Raw genomic sequence first — 22,704 nt, 5'->3', positions numbered from 1 at the left:
GCTAAGTTAGTAGTTTACTAGGGGGGATATGCGTAGCCTCGTATGCAGAACAACTAATGTTGAAGCGGGAAGATGCCGTGATGAAGGCGGCCGTCAGTTTTGTCCATGCAGATTATAACGCAGACGCTCCCCTTGATCGAGAAGTCTTTCATTCGGATGAGTGTAGTTACTTCGAGAGTTTGGTATTCCATCGGCGGAAATCCAACTTTGTGCTTGGCAGGCTAAGTGCTAAACAAGCAGTTTCGGTGCTGTTAAGCGAGCCAGACCTGCGCAACGTAAGTGTGGAGTCAGGTGTCTTCGGCCAGCCCATGCTTCGAATCAATGGTGTCCACAGCTATCAGGTGAGCATTGCCCACTGCGACTATATCGGAGCGGCTGTTGTTTTTCCCGAAGCACATCCCATGGGCATTGATATTGAGAGGATTGATTCTAAGCGAAATAAGACAATTGAAAGCCAACTGACGGCGGAAGAAAAAGGAAGAATCTCTGTCGTGCGGGGAGTAGGGGAGTACTCAGCTTTATTGGCGGTTTTTTGGACAGTGAAGGAGGCCCTGTCGAAAATATTGCGTACAGGTTTTACAACATCGCTGCATGTACTTGAAATGAATGAGACCAGATTTGTGGATGGCTGCTTCCAAAGTACATTTTCACATTTTCCACAATATGCTGCTCAGTCTTACCAGTTAGGTGACTATATCTGCACGATTGTAGCACCGAGGAAGACGGAATGGAGTATGAATACTTCTCGGCTTTATGAAAAATTCAATGCAAGTTTTCATCGAAATCCGTTTGTAGATCATGTTTACTGAACACTAGGTTTGTTGAGTTTTAAATCATTTATTTTTTAGGAGGATACCTATGCATAAGGAAGAAGTATTCGATATCGTTAAACGTTGTATTCGTGAAGTGCTTCCCGAATTACAAGATCACACGTTCGAGTATGGCGATCGATTGGTGGATTTGGGTGCAGATTCAGTAGATCGGGCTGAAATTGTAAACAAGACGATGGAAACATTATCTCTTAATATTCCGCGCGTCGAATTGTCCGGCGTGAAAAATATAGGGGAATTGACAGATGCACTTTATGCGAAATTATGAAAAATTATGAAGAGTCTGAGTTAGTCGTTACGGGGATTGGCGTGACTTCGGCGATTGGGCAGGGGAAGGCTGCTTTTGCCTCGGCGTTGTTCAAAGGGCAACATGCATTTGGCGTCATGCAACGCCCGGGCAGAAGAGGTGAAGCTTCATTTATAGGTGCGGAGCTGCCACCCTTGTCTTATCCGAAGGCATTATCCAAACGAATGTTACGTACAGCATCATTTTCGGGGCAGGTGGCCATGGTAACCCTTCAAGAAGCCTGGGAAGATGCCCAATTGGATAACGTTGATCCTAGCCGTATTGGACTGGTGATTGGAGGCTCCAATTTTCAGCAACGGGAGCTATTTCAGACCTATGAGGCCTACCGGGAAAAAATGTGCTTTGTACCGCCGACCTATGGGGTTTCCTTTATGGATACTGATTTGTGCGGACTATGTACCGAACAGTTCGGTATTCAGGGGTTAGCTTATACCGTCGGTGGTGCATCCGCGAGTGGACAAGTCGCAATCATTCAAGCAATTGAGGCCATTCAAGCAGATCGTGTTGATGTTTGCATTGCAATGGGGGCATTGATGGATATTTCGTATATGGAATGCCAGGCATTGCGATCCTTGGGAGCGATGGGAAGCGACCGATATGCCGATGAACCTGCAATGGCGTGTCGACCATTTGATCAGTCGCGGGACGGGTTCATCTATGGGGAATCTTGCGGGGTTGTAGTCATAGAACGGGCCGATTCTGCCGTGAGGCTTCGGGAGAAACCTTATGCCAAACTGGCAGGATGGGATATGGGAATGGATCGAAACCGGAATCCCAATCCCTCCTACGAAGGCGAAGCCCGAGTGATTAGAAGAGCTTTGGAGAAAGCAAAGCTGCTACCGGAAGAGATTGATTATATTAATCCCCATGGGACAGGCTCGGTCGTTGGAGACGAGATAGAAATAAAGGCATTACAGGATTGTAAATTGTCACATGCCTATATCAATGCAACTAAATCCATTATCGGTCACGGCTTGAGCGCGGCAGGAACTGTTGAAATTATTGCTACTCTTTTACAAATGAAAGAGTCGAGACTTCACCCTACCCTTAATTTGGAGGAGCCTATCCAATTGGACTGCAATTGGGTGAGGAATGAGTCCGTACCAGCAATTATTCACAATACTATGAATCTAAGCATGGGGTTTGGTGGAATCAATACTGCCATTTGTATGCAAAAATGTGAGTCGCGTATTTGAGAGAGGGGGACGATTATGGTTGTCGTGGGAATTGAGGCAATGAACGTTTTTGGTGGCTCTGCCTATCTGGATGTTATGCAATTAGCCCAACACAGGCAATTGGATCCTGCAAGGTTCGAAAATTTATTAATGAAAGAAAAGGCGGTTGCCCTACCTTACGAAGATCCAGTTACCTTTGGAGTAAATGCGGCAAAACCGCTGGTGGACGCTCTTTCAGAAGCGGAAAAAAACCGAATCGAAATGCTTATCACCTGTACGGAATCAGGTATTGATTTTGGGAAATCAATCAGTACATATATTCACCACTATTTGGGGTTGAATCGGAATTGCAGATTATTCGAGCTCAAGCAAGCCTGCTATTCCGGTACTGCTGGACTCCAAATGGCGGTGAATTTTATTCTTTCTCAGGTCTCGCCAGGAGCAAAAGCGCTTGTAATTGCCAGTGATATTTCACGATTTATTGCTGCTGAAGGCGGGGATGTCTTGAGTGAGGATTGGTCTTATGCTGAGCCAAGTGGAGGCGCAGGGGCCGTGGCAATGCTCATTAGTGAAAATCCTCATGTTTTTCAAATCGATGCAGGCGCTAATGGATATTACGGCTATGAGGTGATGGATACTTGCCGGCCGATTCCAGATAGCGAGGCTGGGGATGCAGATTTGTCTTTAATGTCCTATCTGGACTGTTGCGAGCAAGCGTTTTTGGAATACCAAAAACGGGTGCAAGGAGTGGATTATAAAGATACCTTTCAGTATCTTGCCTTTCATACTCCTTTTGGCGGAATGGTAAAAGGAGCGCATCGCACGATGATGCGAAGGTTGACTCAATCCAAACCAAATGAGATTGAGGCAGATTATTTACAACGTGTTAAGCCCGGATTGGCGTATTGCCAACGAGTCGGTAATATTATGGGGGCGACTTTGTACCTCTCCTTGGCAGGTACGATTGATCAGGGTACATTCGATGCTCCAAAGCGAATCGGCTGTTTTTCCTACGGGTCAGGCTGCTGCTCTGAATTTTATAGCGGGGTTGTTATGCCGCAAAGCCAGGAACATCTGCGGCGTTTTGAAATTGAGCGTAATTTGAATGATCGCTATCAGGTAACTATGGATGAATATGAATCCCTGCTAAAAGGCAGTGGCGCTGTACGGTTTGGAACCCGCAACGCCAAGCTGGATTTTCAATTGATTCCGGGGGTGATAGCTTCCGGGAAAGGGAGACAGCGGTTGTATTTGGAAGAAATCTATGAATTCCACCGTAAATACAGGTGGGAATCATGAGTTATCAAACGATTCAGGTTCGGTTTCAAGAATCGATTTGTTATATTCGCTTTTACCGACCGGAGGCAAATAATACGATTAATAATACCCTCATCGAGGAGTGCTTGCATGTACTTGCGCTGTGTGAGGAGTCAGTTACGATCGTAGTTTTGGAAGGTTTGCCGGAGGTGTTCTGTTTTGGGGCGGATTTTGAGGGAATGCGTGAAAAAGTGGAAAGTGGACAAGAACATGCAATGAGTCCAGAGCCTATGTATGATCTGTGGTTAAAATTAGCAACTGGGCCCTATATCACGATTTCTCATGTGCGAGGAAAAGCAAACGCTGGTGGCGTCGGATTTATTGCTGCCAGCGATATTGTGATAGCCGACGAGACGGCACAGTTCAGCTTGTCAGAATTGCTATTCGGACTTTTCCCTGCTTGCGTTCTACCATTTTTAGTCCGCAGGATTGGATTCCAAAAAGCGCATTATTTAACACTAATGACGCAGCCCGTTTCGGTTCAACAGGCCCATGTATGGGGATTGGTTGATGCGTACGATGTTCAGAGCGAGATGGTGCTACGCAAGCATTTATTACGCCTCAGACGATTGACCAAGAAGGGGATCTTACGCTACAAGCGCTTTATGGATGAACTCAACGATTTGCGTCAGTGTAAACCACTAGCGTTGGCGTCCAATCAAGAGGTGTTTTCAGACGCTCAAAATCTTAAGGGCATTTTCCGATACGTCGAAACGGGGCAATTTCCGTGGATGGACTGATGGTCTACGCCACAAGATGGGGATGTAGGAGGGAAGAAGATCATAATGTCACAATCCGTGGTTGAATTACTTGAAATCGAGCGAGGCATTATTCAAGTGAAAATGCAAGATAGAGTTCATAAAAATACATTTACGCTTGAAATGACCCATGGACTAAGACAAGCGTTCAAGACGATCCAAGAAGATTCAACCTGCAAAGTCGTAATTCTAACAGGATACGATAATTACTTTGCCACGGGTGGGACGCAAGAGGGACTGTTGGCTTTACATGAAGGAATCTCGAAGTTTACCGATGAAAATATATACTCACTTGCATTGGGCTGTAAAGTTCCAGTGATAGCTGCTATGCAGGGACATGCGGTGGGCGGAGGCTTTGTAATGGGGCTATTTTCTGACTTTGTAGTCCTAAGCAGGGAAAGTGTGTACACGACTAATTTTATGAGATACGGATTCACACCGGGAATGGGTGCCACGTATATTATTCCTAAAAAACTAGGGTTCAGCTTGGGAGAAGAGTTATTGTTAAATGGGGGCAATTATCGAGGTGTTGAACTGGAAAAACGGGGAGTTCCATTTCCGACCCTGCCCCGCAAAGAAGTGATGGGCTATGTAATGGATCTTGCCCGGCAGCTAGCCGAGAAACCCAGATTTTCTTTAATCACGCTAAAGGATCATTTGGTTGCTCCACTCCGGGAAGAGCTTCCCAAAATCGTAGAACAAGAGCTTATCATGCATGAGAAGACCTTTCATCAAGCAGAGGTTAAAGAACGAATTATCAACTTGTTTGGAAAATAACCAAATAGAGATTCGTTGAACGCCTTTGCGGTTGTTCATGCGAACCAGCAACGAGTGTGAAAGAGGCATATAGCCTTCCTCATCACTCGTTTTTTCTTTGATATATTTTAGCAGGCAACTCCTGGCAATGCTTCAAACGTGAATAATAGCTCAAAATGGACAGGGTGATAAGCCTTTAGCTCATGTTATATAAACTTTGTGTTTTGAGGAGTTGGTGGAGAATGATGCGAAAACATGACCAAACATGGAACCTTGATATTCCGATCGCTTCTTTTATTGAAACTTGCCGGAAATTTCCTGAAAAAGAGTTATTTACGTTTGAGAAAGAAGGCCAGAGTCCTCAAATTCTTTCCGGAAATACGCTTCTACATCAAATACAGGCTTTGGGCAATATCCTATTGAAAGAACTGGCTGAGCAGGAACGGGCACTTCTTGTATTTCCTCAGGGTCTGGAATATATCAGCAGCATGCTGGCATGTTTTTATGCAAATATCGTGGCCATACCTACACCTATTACAGATTCGGAGCCGGATGAAAAAATCTTTGAGAAGATGATGCCTATCTATAGGGATTCCCAAGCCGTATGTATCATAACCAATACGGACTTCAAAGCATTTCTCCAAACACGGAGGGAGTTTAATTCAATCCGTATCCTGAATATTGATGAAATCTTTCAAGAAGACACCGTTGACGTTGAGATAGAGATGAGAATGCCAGCGCCGCAGGATACTGCTCTTTTGATGTATACATCGGGCTCAACCTCCTTGCCAAAAGGCGTAATCCTTAGTCACAGCTGCTTGATGAATCAGGCCAAGGCCGAGCAATGGAGAATTGACCGGAATAGTCGTGTCGTTTCCTGGACGCCGCAATTTCATGCTTTTGGACTGCATAACAATATTTTAGTCCCACTTTTAAACGGGGCGTCGAGCATTATTCTCCCGCCAGAAAGCTTCGCTAAAAATCCGGAAAATTGGATTCATATGATTGACAAGTATCAGGCTACCCATACGGCAGCGCCAAATTTTGCGTTCGATTATTGCTGCTCCACACTGGACATAGCTTCAATTAAGCAATATTCACTTCGCCATCTCCAAGCGATTATATGTGCAGGTGAGCCCATCCGGAAGGAAACTTACGAGAACTTCATCCATAAATTCCGGGAATTAGGGCTACAAGAGGATATATTTTGTCCCCTCCTTGGCTTATCGGAGCTGTGCCCTGTCGCCAGTATAAAACCAGGTCAGTCGATGAGATTCCTTAACTTGGATATCCCTAGCTTGGAGCAACGAAGAGTCCAATACACGGATGAAAAGAATAAATCGAAGTCCGTAGTGAGCTGTGGGGAGATTGAAGATCCGACGCAAATACGAATTGTTCATCCTGAAAGGCATACACAATGCTTACCGGAGGAAGTCGGCGAGATTTGGATTAAATCCGCACGGATGGCAGAGGGATATTTAAACAGGAAGGAAGAAACGAATAGCACTTTTGAGGTAGCCCTTTCTGATACAAAAGAAGGCGGCTTTTTTCGTTCCGGGGACCTTGGCTTTATTGCGGATAATCATATCTATGTCATCGGCAGAGAGAAGGAAGTCATCATTATTCGCGGTAAAAACCATCACCCCGTCGATATTGAATGGACCATCCAAAAGAATATGCCAGAGTTGACCTTGCCCATCGCGGTATTTTCCTCTGAAATCAATGGTCAGGAAAAAGTAATCGTCGTACAGGAAATTGAAGCGCCCCTTCATGAGCAGGAATATAAACGTCTGGTCGAAAACATACTGAATGCCGTATCCAATACGCATCAACTTGAAATTTACGATATCTATTTGCTGCTTAAGGGAAGTATACCCAAAACAGGAAGTGGGAAAATCCAAAGAAAGATCTGCCGCAATGCTTATATCAAACAAGAGCTTCAAGCACTTTATCAATATCGGAGTGCGTTCTCACTATCACATTCGAATATGGAAGAAACCGCCGCAGAAAACCATGACAGTACCATAAATGCCGTTTCGTTGGTTCAATCGAAGATTCAGGAGTATATAGTGCAATTTTTGTGTTGGGAACTGAATCTCAAGCACGAGGAAATGAATTTGAATACAAATCTTCATGGTTATGGCATCGATTCTATTCTTGTCATGAAGCTTATACGCGGCCTTGAGAAGTCCTATCCGATCAAGGTCAAAGCAAGAGAAATTTTAGAGAACCCGACGATTCAACTATTATCGGCATATTTAGCCCAAAAGGTGGAAGAAGATAAATCCACTGTACAGGTCAATACTGAGAAAAATTCGCTCAGTTTCCGAAGGAATCCGCTTTCTGAAGTTCAGAAAGGGTTGTGGCTATTACATAAAATGTCCCCTGAGATGAATGCTTACAATATACCAATATGCCTCCGGTTTAATACGAAGATTGAGATTGAGAGCATTAAACGGGCTTTTCACATCGTTTTAGAACAGTATCCTATTTTAAAAAGTGTGATTGAAGAGGAAAATGGGATACCTTATCAAAAGCTGCAGCCCACGCAGCCGCTTCATGTGCAAGTGGAGGATATTTCAGCCTTGGAAGCAGATGAGATTATTCCATTTATTAGGAATAAAGCAAAGCAACCATTCATGCTGGAACAGGATCCTTTGATGCGTATTTATGTTATGTCCAGATCTGAACAGGAACATTTCATACTGGTTGTCATCCACCATATTATTTTTGATGGAAGTTCTTTCGGCATGTTTACACAAAGCTTTTTAGATGCCTATAAAAACGTGATACAGGGAAAGACATCGACAGTGTTTCCACCCGCAGCGAGCTACGGCGATTTTGTTAAATGGGAGCAAACGATGTTAGCGAGTGCAGAAGGGGAGAAGTATCGTTCCTACTGGACACAACAGCTGTCAGGTGCTTTACCGACCCTGGAGCTGCCATATGACCGCTCTGGTTTTCCGGCTCAAAGCATGGAAGCACAAACATATTCCAAGCCGCTTCCGCTTAAATGGGTCAAACGGGTAAAGTCTTTTGCCCAAGCGCAATATACGAGCTTGTCCACAGTCTTGTTAGGTATGTATACGGTATTGCTTAACCAGTATTCGGGACAGGAAGATATCATTGTTGGAATGCCAGTTATGGTGCGCCCGGAGCAGCGTTTTGATAACTTAATCGGCTATTTTGTCAATATGCTTCCAATACGGATCCAGATATCGGAAACAGAGACATTCCTGGATTTTATGAAAAAATTGCAGCTGACAGTAGTCGATGGAATGGATCATGTCTCGTATCCTTTTCCGGCTCTGGTCCGAGAATTGAATGTGCCGCGGAAGCAGACGAGCTCACCTGTTTTCCAAGCAGCCTTTTCTTATCAAAACTTCCTTCCAACTTCAAGCTTTCAGCAGCTTTGCAAGCCATATAAAGATATCTTTTTCGTCGAATTGGTTGAAGAAATTCACCAGGAAGGCGAATACGAGTTGGTATTGGAACTGCAAGAGCAGGAAGAGGAAATGATATTAAATATCAAATATCGTTCCAATTTGTTCGATCATTCAACCATCATACAGATGGCAGAGCGTTATATAGAATTAGCGGAAGCACTTATGGAGAATCCCGCTTGGCCCTTGGAGGAGCATTCCTTACTCTTACCAGAGGAAAAGGACATCATCCTTAATGACTGGAATGCTACCGGAACAAGTTATCCTGATAAGTGCTTCCCTGAATTATTCGCAAAACAGGCAAGAAAAACACCTGAAGCTATTGCAGTTGTATATGAAAAGGAATCGCTTACCTATGGGGAACTAAAAGAAAAGAGCACTTTACTGGCCTTATATTTGCAGAAACATGGGGTAACTCCTGATACTCTTGTGGGGATTTGCATGGAACGTTCTTTAGATATGGTGATTGGGCTGTTAGGAATCCTGATGGCCGGTGGAGCCTACGTACCGCTCGATCCGGAATATCCGGAGGACCGATTGGAGTATATGCTTCAGGATTCCAATGTTTCACTGGTTATTACGCAATCGGGGTTGTTGGAGAAAGTATCACGCTTGGAAGGGAACAACGTTAGCTGTATTGTCCTTGATAAAGACTGGGATCATCTGAAAAGTGATGTGAAGGGTAGAAAGACAATCAAACGGGAAGTGCAACCTCACCATTTGGCATATGTGATATATACCTCTGGAAGTACAGGGAAACCCAAGGGGGTCATGATTTCACATAAAGCGTTGACCAACTTTCTTATTTCCATGGGAGAGCAGCCCGGTTTAACAGAGCAGGACAAACTACTTGCGGTGACAACGTATTGCTTTGATATAGCGGGACTGGAATTATATCTGCCTTTGATTAAGGGGGCTCAATGCTATATTTGCAGCTCCAAAAACATAAAGGATGCCGAAAGACTTAAGCGGGAAATTCAAAGAATAAAACCGACAATTATGCAAGCTACTCCTGTGACTTGGACCCTGCTCTTTCAAGCCGGCTGGAAGAACGAAGAGAACATGAAAGTTCTCTGCGGAGGGGAAGCCCTTTCGGAAACGTTGAAATCTTATTTTGTTCATAACAGCTGTGACGCATGGAATATGTTCGGTCCGACTGAAACCACAATTTGGTCTACAATTCAAAAGATCGACGCTGATAAGCCTATTTCGATCGGTAAGCCTATTGCAAACACCCAGATTTACATTTTGGACAAACATCTTAGACCTGTGCCTGTTGGTCTTCCGGGAGAGCTTTTTATTTCGGGCAGCGGATTGGCCAGAGGCTATTGGAACCAGCCAGAGCTTACGGCTGAAAAGTTCATAGACAACCCATTCAATCCGGAAACCAAGCTCTACAGAACTGGAGATTTATGCAGGTGGCTTTCGGACGGCTCTATTGAGTATGTGGGACGGATGGATTATCAAGTGAAAATTCGCGGGTTTCGGATCGAGCTGAGTGAAGTTGAAGGTCAGGTCAGAACATATCCAGGAATCGATGATTGTGTCGTGATTGCCAAGGAACAGGAGGGAAATAAGCAGCTTATTGCCTACTGTTTGCTGAACAATTCCGAGTCCGGTAAGCCTCCTCTCGATCCGAAGGAAGTGCGAAACTATTTAAAAACTTTCTTGCCTTTTTATATGATACCAGCATTTTTTATAGAGCTAGATAAGCTGCCTTTGACCCCTAATGGGAAAATAGATCGAAAAGAATTAATGAATCGCAGGATCGAGTTAGCAACAACAAGAAAGATCCATTTACCACAATCGGATGTTGAACATCAGGTTCTAGTGGTGTGGAAAAAACTTCTGAATGTTGATGATCTAAGTACAGATGATGCTTTCTTTGACGTAGGCGGGAATTCTTTTTCAGCAGCAGAGATGATCGGAAGGGTCAAGGAATTGTTGGAATGCGATATTTCGGTGACAGCATTGTTCAAGTATCCGACAGTTAAGGAACTCAGTGCCTACATTACAGAAACAAGAAGCGAGAATGTTGATTCTCAAACGGAACAATCACATACACCGGAACAAACAGATACAGCTGAAAATACAGCCTTACCGAAAATGGATTCAGGCGAAGATGACCTCAAGCCACCCTACCCAGATTACTTTGAGGATAGTCTCGCAATTATAGGGATTTCATGTCATTTTCCAGGGGCCAAAAACCATGCCGAGTTTTGGAGCAATTTGAGGGCAGGGGTGGAGAGTGTCCGCTTCTTTTCCGAGGAAGAATTGGTTGGATTAGGGCTGGAAAAAGAAATCGTCGGGAATCGAGGCTATGTTCCCGGACGATGCACAATTGAAGGAAAAGAGTATTTCGACCCTGAGTTTTTCAGCTTATCACAGAAAAATGCAGAGTTTATGGATCCTCAAATGAAATTGCTGTTGCAGCATTCATGGAAAGCCGTTGAGGATGCTGGCTATATTAGCAAAGAAATTCCTGAAACCAGCGTGTATATGTCGGCAAGCAGCAGTTTCTATCAAGCATTTATCCCAAATTTGGCGTCGCAATCACCTAATGTCCTGAAGAACGCGGATGAATATGTAACCTGGATTTTAGCACAGGGTGGGACAATTCCTACTATGATCTCTCATAAATTGGGATTTAAAGGTCCGAGTCTGTTTGTGCACTCGAACTGCTCTTCCTCATTAGTAGGATTGCGTCTGGCTTCGCAAAGCCTGTTATCCGGTGAAGCCAAATACGCTTTAGTCGGAGCATCCACGATCTTTCCTTTTACCAGTGTAGGCTATGTGCATCAACCCGGCTTGAATTTTTCCAGTGACGGACATATTAAAGCCTTTGACGAGTCGGCAGATGGAATGATTGGCGGAGAAGGGGTTGGGGTTGTTCTACTGAAGAAAGCGCCAGATGCCATTAGAGACGGTGACCATATTTACGCGCTTTTACGGGGAGTAGGTGTGAACAACGATGGAACCGACAAATTAGGGTTTTATGCCCCAAGTGTCAAAGGTCAGGCTGAGGTTATTCAGAAGACGATAGAATCAACCCGAATTCATCCCGAATCTATCAGTTATATCGAGACGCATGGAACTGGAACAAAATTGGGCGATCCTGTTGAATTTGCCGCCTTAAATGAAACGTACAGGCAGTATACAACCAAAAAACAATTTTGCGGTATTGGATCGGTCAAAACCAATATCGGGCATCTGGATACTGCAGCAGGTTTGGCGGGGTGCATTAAAGTTGCTTTAAGCTTATACCATAATGAGATTCCTCCTTCACTTAATTACGAAAAACCAAACTCTGATATCAATTTTCCTGATTCACCCTTTTATGTTGTTGATAGTCTCCAAAAATGGGAGAAGGCGTCGTCTCCTCATCGGGCGGCGTTAAGCTCCTTTGGAATAGGCGGAACTAACGCTCATGCCATTTTTGAACAATTTGCAGTCAATGCTGAATCAGAACGATTTAAAGATAGTTCTGTGAACGAAGAAGCTGTCTATCTGATTCCATTATCTGCAAGGCATCATCATCGGCTTAAAGTGTATGCACAAGAGCTTTCAGATTTTTTGATAGCTTCTGAAGACATTAATTTGTCGGATGTATCCTTTACGCTTCAGACAGGACGAATGGCAATGAAAAACCGGGTAGCTTTTATCGTAAAGAATACGAGCGAGCTGGTACAAAAGCTCCAATCGTTCACGAATGAACAAGAACCTATCGAGGACTGCTGGAGGGGAGAAAACAATCAGTCAAAAGATTCAGTGCAATTATTTGAACAGGAAGAAGTTTTCAAGGAATTAATGAGCAAATGGATTGCAAATCGTGAAATGAACAAGCTGGCAGAGTTGTGGACCAAAGGCTTCTATATAGATTGGCGATTGCTATATTCCAATGTCATACCGAAAAGAATAAGTCTACCTACGTATCCTTTTGCTCAGGAGCGCTGTTGGGCTCCTGAGGTTGAGGCCGGAGCAGTAAGAACCGAAACAGTGGATGCGCCTGCGATTAGCCGTACACTGCTATTTGAGCCTGCCTGGAAGGAGCAGGACGTACCACTGGAAGCCGAAGCCCCTGACTATGATTGGCGAATGGTCTTGCTTTGTGAGCCGGAAGAAGCTTTGCACGAGCGACTCGAAGCGAGCTTGAATGGAGCTGCGCAGGTGCTTGCCTTTCAATCCGGAAAAGGCCGGGTCGATGAGCGGTTCCAGGCCTATGCTGTTCAGGCCTTTGAGAGCATCCAAAGTATGCTCAAAGACAAGCCGAAGGGAAGAGTATTGGTCCAAATTGTGGTGCGGAACGCCGGGGAAGGACGGCTCTTTTCGGGACTTTCGGGACTGTTGAAGACAGCCCGTCTGGAAAACCCGAAATTCGTCGGGCAGCTGATCGAAGTGGATCAGGGAGAACAGGCGGAAGGTATCCTGGCGAAGCTGGAGGACAACAGTCGAAGCCCGATGGATGGCTGGATTCGCTATGAGGAAGGTCAACGGAAAACCGCTTTTTGGAGCAGGCTCGAAACATCTGGGCAAAAAGAGGAGCTTCTATGGAGAGATGGTGGGGTCTATCTGATCACCGGCGGCTCCGGCAGTCTGGGGCTACTGATTGCAGAAGAGATTTCCCGGCAGACGCGAGCAGCGACCTTCATTTTGACGGGGCGGTCGCCGCTGGACCAAGACAAGCAGACGAGGCTGCAGGAGCTGGAGGCTTCAGGGGCCAGCGTGGTGTACAGGCAAAGCGATATCACCGATAGGAAGACGGTTATCGATTTACTGAACAGCATCGAGCAGGAATATGGGCGTGTCCATGGGATCATCCACTGTGCAGGGGTGATTCAAGATAACTTCATCATCAAGAAAACAAGGGAAGAATTTATAGAAGTGCTGGGACCGAAGGTGAGCGGACTGGTCCATCTGGATGAGGAAAGCAGTGGCCAGAACCTGGACTTCTTTGTGCTCTTTTCTTCCATATCGGGTAGCCTGGGCAATCCGGGACAGGCTGATTATGCGACCGCTAATGCCTTTATGGATGCATACGCCGAATACCGGAACGCACTGGTAGGGGCCAAGCAACGGCGGGGACAGACGTTATCTATCCGCTGGCCGTTATGGAAAGAGGGCGGAATGCGGATCGATGCGGATTCGGAACAGATCATGACGCAAAACATGGGCATTACAGCCATGCAGACCTGGTCGGGAATGAGGGCGTTGTACCAAAGTTTGGCCTCCGGCAAGGAGCAGGTGATGGTCATGGAAGGGGAGCCCGAGAAGATCGAGACCTACCTGACGAAAGCCTTCTCACAGGCCGGTGTCCGTGCCATCCAGGCAGCTGTACCTAACCAGGCAAGCGTACCTATGCTGGATGCAGGCTTGCTCTACGACAAAACCTTGCATTGTCTCAAGGTGCTGTTTGGAGAGGTGACCCGGCTGAGCGTCAGCAGCATTGAAACCAATGAACCGCTGGAAACCTATGGAATCGACTCGATCATGATTACCCAGCTCAATGCCAAGCTGGCGGGCTTCTTTGGAGAACTGTCCCAGACGCTGTTTTATGAGTACCAAACCTTGCGTGCTTTGACGGAATATTTTGTGGCGGAATACCCGCAGGAGTGTATGCAGTGGACCGGGATGAGCCGTGACATGCAGCCTGTAGAGGAAATACTTGCGGCACCGCTGTATGCCGAGGAAGAAGCCGTGCCGGCTGAGGCAAAGGCGGAAGCGAAGCCTGTCCGAAGCTTGGCCGGGTCTGCTCGTGCGGAAATGCGTGAACCGATAGCGATCATTGGGATGGCTGGAAAGTATCCCTGGTCCAGAGACATGAACGAATATTGGGAAAATCTAAAAGCAGGGAAGGACTGTGTCACCGAAATCCCGCGTGAGCGCTGGACGATGGAAGGGTTCTTCCATCCTGATCCACAGGAAGCGGCGGTGAATGCAAAAAGCTACAGCAAGTGGGGGAGCTTTATCGAAGGTTTTGCAGAATTCGATCCGCTGTTTTTCAATATTTCGCCACGGGAAGCACTCGGTATGGACCCGCAGGAAAGGCTGTTCATTGAAGCCTGCTGGGAAGCACTGGAGGACGCGGGCTATACTCGGGAGCAGCTTGTGGTGCGGCATAACCGCCAGGTAGGCGTATTTGCCGGAATTACTAAGACGGGCTACGAGCTCTATGGGCCGGAATTATGGAAGAAGGGAGCGCAAATATTTCCCCAAATATCCTTTAGTTCGGTAGCAAATAGGATTTCGTACCTCTTTAATTTGCAAGGGCCAAGCATGCCGATCGATACGATGTGTTCGTCCTCGTTGACTGCGATTCATGAAGCCTGTGAGCATCTGTACCGCGGAGAATGCGAAATGGCTATTGCAGGCGGAGTAAATCTGTATCTCCATCCGCTCAGCTATGTCGGACTTTGCGCCAACCACATGCTGTCGATAGATGGGCAGTGCAAGAGCTTCGGCAAAGGAGGCAATGGATTTGTCCCTGGAGAAGGCGCGGGGGTCGTCCTATTAAAGCCGCTGTCCAAGGCGATCGCTGATGGGGACCTCATCCATGCGGTGATCCGGGGGACAAGCATCAACCATGGAGGCAAGACCAACGGCTATACGGTGCCGAACCCGACAGCCCAGGGGGAACTCATCCGAGCGGCACTGGAGCGAGCGGGGGTACATGCGCGGACGGTCAGCTATATTGAAGCTCACGGGACAGGCACGGAGCTGGGAGACCCGATAGAAGTGACGGGTCTGACCCAGGCATTCAGGAAGGATACGCCGGATACGGGATTCTGCGCCATAGGCTCTGTGAAGTCCAACATCGGACACTTGGAGGCGGCAGCGGGCATCGCCGGGGTTGGGAAAATCATCTTGCAGATGAAAAACCAGACACTGGTTCCCAGCCTGCATGCCCAAGAATTGAATCCGAATATCCATTTCGGTCAGACGCCGTTCGTCGTCCAGCAGGAGCTGGGGGAATGGAAGCGGCCGGTGGTTGAGATCGATGGAGAGACGCGGGAATACCCAAGGATTGCCGGGATTTCATCGTTTGGAGCGGGAGGCTCCAATGCACATGTCATCATCGAAGAGTACATTGCAGAAGAGAGGGTGCCGATGAGCGTTACGGCTCAAAAGCCTGCGATCATCGTATTGTCGGCCAAAAATGAAGAACGACTGAAAAAGCAGGCCGAGAGATTGCTAGCCGTTATACGGGAAGGACAGCTCAGCGAAAGCAGTCTGGCCGATGTGGCATACACGCTCCAGGTGGGACGCGAGGCCATGGAAGAGCGCCTGGCAGTGATTGCAGGGTCTATGCAGGAGCTGGTGGACAAGCTGGAAGGATTCCTGGAAGGACGGGACGGAATCCCTGAGTTGTACCGGGGCCAGGTCAAACGGAATAAGGAGGCGCTGACGGCGCTGGTAGAAGATGAAGACATGGAGAAAATGATTGCTGCCTGGATAGGGAAAAGGAAATATTCGAAGGTTGTTGATCTCTGGGTCAAGGGACTAGCAATGGATTGGAACATGCTTTATGGGGATGCCAAGCCGCGGCGAATCAGCCTGCCGGCCTATCCTTTTGCGAGAGAGCGGTACTGGATCACGGATATTAAAACTAAATTGGCTTCCATTGAATCTGCAGATGCTGTAAAGCCAACAGATTCGTTCATTGCCCAAAAGACACTTGCCAAAACGGCAAATGTTTCGGAAATGAATAAGGAAGACATCGATGCTTCAAATGCCAAAGCTATTCCTTCGTATATCCAAAACATCCAGAGTCATATTTCTGCCAGTGTGAAAATAAAGAAGATGCCAGATCTTTCTTACCTAGCGGCTGCATACGAGACAATGTCCTCGACTACAGTCGACAGCAAAGCTTACTCGGAACAGGACGGAGCGACACGAGGGGCTGAACGGGAATGGAGGCTTACAGATGAAGGAAATGAATGATATCTTATGCAGGCTGTTATGGAGCCATTTGCGCTTGATGGGATTATGTCCATATGCGCAAATGGAAAAGAAAGCTATGATCGCAGATTTTAAAACAAAAACCGCCTTACTGAATTTATACGATCGTTGGCTTGAAGAAAGCATAGAGATTTTGGTACGGAATCAGTATTTGTATTGCAATGGAGAGTCATATAGCGTAGCGGGTACCGCTTCGGTCGATCTGCAGGCTGTATGGAAGGAGTGGGAATGGAAGAAAGGGGCATGGCTGAAAAATCCGGATCTCTCAGCCTGGGTATTTTTGGTAGAATCAACCTTGCGCAAACTGCCGGAAATTTTAACCGGGAAAATACCAGCCACCGATATCATTTTTCCTAATTCCTCTATGAAACTGGTAGAAGGTATATATAAGAACAGTCCTGCAGCGGATTACTTTAATGAAGTGTTGGGAGATATCGTAGTTTCCTATCTGAATGAGCGGATTAAGCATAACCCGTCGGTACCGATTCGAATCATTGAAATTGGCGCAGGCACTGGAGGTACTAGCGCTTTGGTCTTCCAGAAGCTCGAACCTTATCGGAAGCATATTCAAGAATATTGCTATACCGACAAATCCAGAGCATTTTTATTACATGCACAAAAAGAGTACGGTCCGCAAAACCCTTACCTGACTTATCAGATTTTTAATGTGGAAGAGTCGGCTCAGGGACAAGATATCGATACAGGTGGATATGATATTGCGATTGCCACCAATGTATTGCATGCCACTCGGAACATTCGCCAAACGTTACGCAATGTCAAAGCAGCGCTGCGAGAAAACGGTCTGATTCTTATAAATGAAATCAGCGGTAACTCTCTGTTAAACCATCTATCCTTTGGCCTTTTAGAGGGATGGTGGCTTTATAATGATCCGGAGCTGCGCATTCCAGGCTCTCCCGGGTTATATCCCGAAAGTTGGCGAAAGGTATTGGAAATGGAGGGTTTCCGGTCCGTTTTCTTCCCTGCTCAGGAAGCGCATGATATAGGTCAACAAATTATTGTGGCGGAAAGCGATGGTCTGATTCGGAACAAACAGGAGCCTGAACACGACAAATCTCAAATGAAACAGCGTGACGAAGGAATTCGATCAGATATTGATGTAACAAGCGAGATGGCTGAAGAGTATGTCCAGGAGCTTATCGTAGGGAAGCTGGTAGAGGCTTTGAATGTGGACTTTACTATGATTGATATTCATGAGTCTTTCGCAGATTATGGCCTGGACTCCATTCTTGGCGTCAACTTTGTGCAGGCTGTCAATCAGGGGCTGGGGATTCATTTGCAAACCACCGACATCTTCGATTACAGTTCGGTAAAACAACTGACGCTATACATTTTAAGCCAATATGGAGATAAAGTTTCACAAGTCTTGGACCAGAGCGCTAATCCAATAGACAACATGGAAGATGCAAGTCGCGACATCCAAAAACTTAAAGACACGGATTATACGATTCATCCTGTTGAAACGGCAAGTATATCCTTTGAGCCGGACAGACCCAATAAGAAGGATAAAGAGAGAGCTTTAACACCAAGGGAGCCCATTGCGATTATTGGAATGAGCGGGCGGTTTGCTGGATCAGATAATGTATATGAGCTTTGGAATCACCTTAAGAACGGTGACGATTTAGTGGAAGAGGTAACCCGATGGGATCTTTCGAAATACCAGGAAAAACATGCAAGCTATTGCAATCACGGCAGTTTTTTGGGGGATATTGATAAGTTTGATCCGCTTTTTTTCAATATCTCGGGACTGGAAGCGACCTATATGGATCCGCAGCAGCGATTGTTTCTGGAGGAAGCGTGGCATGCTCTGGAGGATGCTGGCTATGCAGGTACAGGGATGGAGGGTCGCCGCTGTGGAGTGTATGTGGGTTGTGCCGAGGGAGATTACCAACAATTGCTGGGTGAAGACCTGCCTCCACAAGCGCTTTGGGGTCATATGGGTTCCGTGATTCCCGCTAGAATATCCTACTACTTGAATCTTCACGGACCAGCAATAGCTGTAGATACAGCTTGTTCCAGTTCGTTAGTTGCAGTTCATCTGGCTTGCCAAAGCTTATGGACCGGAGAAACGGATATGGCTTTAGCGGGTGGTGTCTATATTCATACGACCCCTCGCTGCTATTTGTATGGTGACAGGGCAGGGATGCTGTCTCGCTCGGGACGCTGCTATACCTTTGATGACAGGGCAGATGGAATGGTTCCGGGAGAGGCGCTTGGCGCGATTGTGCTCAAGCGACTTCATGAAGCTGTTGCTGATGGAGACCACATCTATGGAGTGATTTCAGGCTCGGCGATCAACCAGGACGGCACCACGAATGGACTTACTGCGCCAAGCCAGAAATCTCAGGAGCGACTCGAGCAAAATGTATACGATACATTTCATATCCACCCAGAGCAAATCCAGATGGTGGAAGCACATGGAACTGGCACCAAATTGGGAGATCCCATTGAATATCAGGCACTGACTCGAACCTTTAGAAAGTATACCGACAAGAAGGAATATTGCGCCATAGGGTCCATTAAGACGAATATTGGCCATACGCAAATTGCGGCAGGAATTACGGGAATGATCAAACTGTTATTGTCATTAAAGAATAAGCAAATTCCTCCTACACTTAATTTCCGGTCGGGCAATTCAAACATTCAGTTTGCGGATAGTCCTTTTTATGTCAATACGTATCTGCAGGACTGGGAAGTTGAGCCTGGAGTCAGACGCTGTGCAGCGGTCAGCTCTTTTGGTGCCAGCGGTACGAATGCTCATATGGTCATAGAAGAGGCTCCACAGACGGAACGGAGACATTCCGAAAAGCCAGGTTATTTCATTCCGTTGTCGGCACGGACTTCAAAACAATTGCGCCAGCAGGTAGAGCAACTGCTTGCCTATTGCGAACAGGAGCCTAAGGCGGATTGCGGTAATATGAGTTATACATTATTGCTTGGGAGAAAGCACTGTAATCATCGTCTTGCCTGTGTTGCCCGTAATCAAGGCGAGCTTGCCATGTCCCTTAAAAAGTGGCTGGAAAAAGGCAGTGCTTCTCAAGTTTATCATTCTGAACTGCACGAAAAAGATCAACGCATACAAACATCTTTGAAAAGATACGGGGATGAATGTATTTACAATTGTCAAAACGCAAGCGATACCCGCGAGTATTTGGAGCTTTTGACTACGATTGCAGATCTGTATGTTCAGGGATATTCGTTAGACTTTGAGTGCTTGTTTTCAAATGAACAGTACTCTAGGATTCCGTTGCCAACTTATCCTTTTGCAAAAGAGCAGTATTGGGCGCCTAGGAGTGAGGACGAAATTACAGGCGGCAGAGCGGCAGAGCGTGAACCAAAATTAACGGTCGCCAGAGCTGCGGAAGCGCCTGCCGTTACGAGTAGTCGTACACTGCTATTTGAGCCTACATGGAAAAATCAGGATGTACCGCTGGAAGCCGAAGTCCCTGCCTATGATCGGCGAATGGTCTTGCTTTGTGAACCAGACGAAGCTTTGCACGAGCGACTTGAAGCGAGTTTGAACGGAGCTGTGCAGGTGCTTGCCTTTCGATCCGGGAAGAGCCGGATTGATGAACGGTTCCAGGCCTATGCTATTCAGGCCTTTGAGAGCATTCAAAGCATACTCAAAGACAAGCCTGAGGGGAGGGTGCTGGTCCAAATTGTGGTGCGGAACGCCGGGGAAGGACGGCTCTTTTCGGGACTTTCGGGACTGTTGAAGACAGCCCGGCTGGAAAACCCGAAATTCATCGGGCAGCTGATCGAAGTGGAACAGGGAGAACAGGCGGAAGGCATCCTGGCGAAGCTGGAGGATAACAGCCGTAGCCCGATGGATGGCTGGATTCGCTATGAGAACGGACAACGGACAATCGCTTGCTGGAGCAGGCTTGAAACATCTGGGCAAGAAGAGGGGCTTCCATGGAGAGACGGTGGGGTCTATCTGATCACCGGCGGCTCCGGCAGTCTGGGGCTACTGATTGCAGAAGAGATTTCCCGGCAGACGCAAGCAGCGACCTTCATTTTGACGGGCCGGTCGCCGCTGGACCGAGACAAGCAGACGAGGCTACAGGAGCTGGAGTCTTCAGGCGCCAGCGTGGTGTACAGGCAAGCCGATATCACCCATAGAAACACCGTTATCGATTTATTGGACAGCATTCAGCAGGAATTTGGACGTGTCCATGGGATCATCCACTGCGCAGGGGTGATTCACGATAATTTTATCATTAAAAAAACTAGTGAAGAATTTATGGAGGTGCTGGGACCGAAGGTAAGCGGACTGGTCCATCTGGATGAGGCAAGCAGTGGCCAGAACCTGGACTTCTTTGTGCTCTTTTCTTCCATATCGGGCAGCCTAGGCAATCCGGGACAGGCTGACTATTCGACCGCCAATGCCTTTATGGACGCATACGCCGAATACCGGAATGCCCTGGTAGGGGCCAAGCAACGGCGGGGACAGACGTTATCCATCCGCTGGCCGCTATGGAAAGAGGGCGGAATGCGGATCGATGCGGACACGGAACAGATCATGACGCAAAACATGGGTATTACAGCCATGCAGACCTGGTCGGGAATGAGAGCGTTGTACCAAAGCTTGGCCTCTGGCAAGAAGCAGGTGATGGTCATGGAAGGAGAACCTGAGAAAATTGAGGCCTACCTGGCAAAAGCCGTTTCACAGCCCGATGTCCATGCTATCCAGGCAGCTGTCCCTATCCAGGCAACTGCGCCTAAGCTGGATTCGAACTTGCTCTACGATAAAACCTTATATCGACTCAAGGTGCTATTGGGAGAGGTGACTCGGCTGAGCGTCAGCAGCATCGAAGCCCATGAGCCGCTGGAGAGGTATGGAATCGACTCGATCATGATTACCCAGCTCAATGCCAAGCTGGCGGGCTTCTTTGGAGAGCTGTCCCAGACGCTGTTTTATGAGTACCAAACCTTGCGTGCTTTGACGGAATATTTTGTGGCGGAATACCCACAGGAGTGCATGCAGTGGACCGGGATGAACCATGACATACAGCCTGTGGAGGAAACACTTGCGGCACCGCTGTATGTCGAAGAAGAAGCCGTGCCATCTGCGGCAAAAACGGCAGCGAAGCCCGTCCGAAACTTGGCCGGGTCTGCCCCTGCGGAAATGCGTGAACCGATAGCGATCATTGGGATGGCTGGAAAGTATCCCTGGTCCAGGGACATGAACGAATATTGGGAAAATCTAAAAGCAGGGAAGGACTGTGTCACCGAAATCCCGCGTGAGCGCTGGACGATGGAAGGGTTCTTCCATCCTGATTCACAGGAAGCGGTAGCGAATGGAAAAAGCTACAGCAAGTGGGGGGGCTTTATCGAAGGATTTGCGGATTTCGATCCGCGCTTTTTCAATATTGCGCCACGGGAAGCACTCGGTATGGACCCGCAGGAAAGGCTGTTCATTGAAGCCTGCTGGGAAACGTTGGAGGACGCGGGCTACACCCGGGAACAGCTTGCGTTGCGGCATAACCGCCGGGTAGGCGTATTTGCCGGAATTACCAAAACGGGTTTTGATCTATACGGACTGGATTTATGGAGAAAAGGAACACAAATATACCCTCACACATCCTTTAGTTCAGTGGCCAACAGGATTTCGTACCTCTTTAATTTGCAAGGGCCAAGCATGCCGATCGATACGATGTGTTCATCCTCGTTGACCGCGATTCATGAAGCCTGTGAGCATCTGTACCGCGGAGAATGCGAAATGGCTATTGCAGGCGGAGTAAATCTGTATCTCCATCCGCTCAGCTATGTCGGACTTTGCGCCAACCACATGCTGTCGATAGACGGGCAGTGCAAGAGCTTCGGCAAAGGAGGCAATGGATTTGTCCCTGGAGAAGGCGCGGGGGTCGTCCTATTAAAGCCACTGTCCAAGGCGATCGCTGATGGGGACCTCATCCATGCGGTGATCCGGGGGACAAGCATCAACCATGGGGGTAAGACTAACGGCTATACGGTGCCGAACCCAACAGCCCAAGGGGAACTGATCCGGTCGGCACTGGAGCGAGCGGGGGTACATGCGCGGACGGTCAGCTATATTGAAGCTCACGGGACAGGCACGGAGCTGGGAGACCCGATAGAAGTGACGGGTCTGACCCAGGCATTCAGGAAGGATACGCCGGATAC

General features: G+C 47.3%; 8 protein-coding genes (1 of these 8 only partly in view). All 8 read left to right on the top strand.

What is annotated here, in order from left to right; all coding sequences use genetic code 11:
• Positions 1-56 precede the first annotated feature (56 nt).
• The gene (locus tag MKX30_RS04655) at positions 57-809 is read left to right on the top strand and encodes a 4'-phosphopantetheinyl transferase family protein (protein WP_069080409.1); all 753 of its coding nucleotides are present in this window, start codon (positions 57-59) and stop codon (positions 807-809) included.
• Between the two features lie 49 nt (positions 810-858).
• Positions 859-1,098: an acyl carrier protein gene (locus tag MKX30_RS04650; RefSeq protein WP_013310983.1), complete on the top strand. Its 240-nt coding sequence runs from the start codon at positions 859-861 to the stop codon at positions 1,096-1,098.
• Positions 1,095-2,333, top strand: a complete 1,239-nt coding sequence (locus tag MKX30_RS04645; protein ID WP_341062492.1) for a beta-ketoacyl synthase N-terminal-like domain-containing protein — start codon at positions 1,095-1,097, stop codon at positions 2,331-2,333. Before MKX30_RS04650 ends, MKX30_RS04645 begins: the two co-directional genes overlap by 4 nt.
• A gap of 15 nt (positions 2,334-2,348) precedes the next feature.
• Positions 2,349-3,611, top strand: a complete 1,263-nt coding sequence (locus tag MKX30_RS04640) for a hydroxymethylglutaryl-CoA synthase family protein (RefSeq protein ID WP_340959351.1) — start codon at positions 2,349-2,351, stop codon at positions 3,609-3,611.
• Complete coding sequence (locus MKX30_RS04635) at positions 3,608-4,369, top strand: enoyl-CoA hydratase/isomerase (RefSeq protein ID WP_013310980.1); 762 nt, start codon at positions 3,608-3,610, stop codon at positions 4,367-4,369. Before MKX30_RS04640 ends, MKX30_RS04635 begins: the two co-directional genes overlap by 4 nt.
• 45 nt (positions 4,370-4,414) lie before the next feature.
• Positions 4,415-5,164 (top strand): polyketide synthase, encoded by a 750-nt coding sequence (locus MKX30_RS04630; RefSeq protein WP_341062490.1) that lies wholly within the window; start codon positions 4,415-4,417, stop codon positions 5,162-5,164.
• A 221-nt stretch (positions 5,165-5,385) separates the two neighbouring features.
• Positions 5,386-16,524 (top strand): amino acid adenylation domain-containing protein, encoded by an 11,139-nt coding sequence (locus MKX30_RS04625; RefSeq protein ID WP_341062488.1) that lies wholly within the window; start codon positions 5,386-5,388, stop codon positions 16,522-16,524.
• Positions 16,508-22,704, top strand: partial view of an SDR family NAD(P)-dependent oxidoreductase gene (locus MKX30_RS04620; RefSeq protein ID WP_341062487.1) — the 5' portion only. It continues 13,510 nt past the right edge of the window; 6,197 of the gene's 19,707 nt are visible here — the first part of the coding sequence; it begins with the start codon at positions 16,508-16,510; its stop codon lies beyond the right edge, outside the window. The genes MKX30_RS04625 and MKX30_RS04620 overlap by 17 nt, the downstream gene beginning before the upstream one ends.

Origin of the sequence: Paenibacillus sp. FSL P2-0173, from assembly GCF_038008045.1 — a bacterium.
GTDB lineage: Bacteria > Bacillota > Bacilli > Paenibacillales > Paenibacillaceae > Paenibacillus > Paenibacillus polymyxa_B.
This window is presented reverse-complemented; position numbering and strand designations above follow the sequence as displayed.

Excerpts from the sequence above, each read along its gene's own strand:
- MKX30_RS04655 (WP_069080409.1), top strand. The coding sequence starts at position 57 with ATGTTGAAGCGGGAAGATGCCGTGATGAAGGCGGCCGTCAGTTTTGTC.
- MKX30_RS04650 (WP_013310983.1), top strand. The coding sequence starts at position 859 with ATGCATAAGGAAGAAGTATTCGATATCGTTAAACGTTGTATTCGTGAA.
- MKX30_RS04645 (WP_341062492.1), top strand. The coding sequence starts at position 1,095 with ATGAAAAATTATGAAGAGTCTGAGTTAGTCGTTACGGGGATTGGCGTG.
- MKX30_RS04640 (WP_340959351.1), top strand. The coding sequence starts at position 2,349 with ATGGTTGTCGTGGGAATTGAGGCAATGAACGTTTTTGGTGGCTCTGCC.
- MKX30_RS04635 (WP_013310980.1), top strand. The coding sequence starts at position 3,608 with ATGAGTTATCAAACGATTCAGGTTCGGTTTCAAGAATCGATTTGTTAT.
- MKX30_RS04630 (WP_341062490.1), top strand. The coding sequence starts at position 4,415 with ATGTCACAATCCGTGGTTGAATTACTTGAAATCGAGCGAGGCATTATT.
- MKX30_RS04625 (WP_341062488.1), top strand. The coding sequence starts at position 5,386 with ATGATGCGAAAACATGACCAAACATGGAACCTTGATATTCCGATCGCT.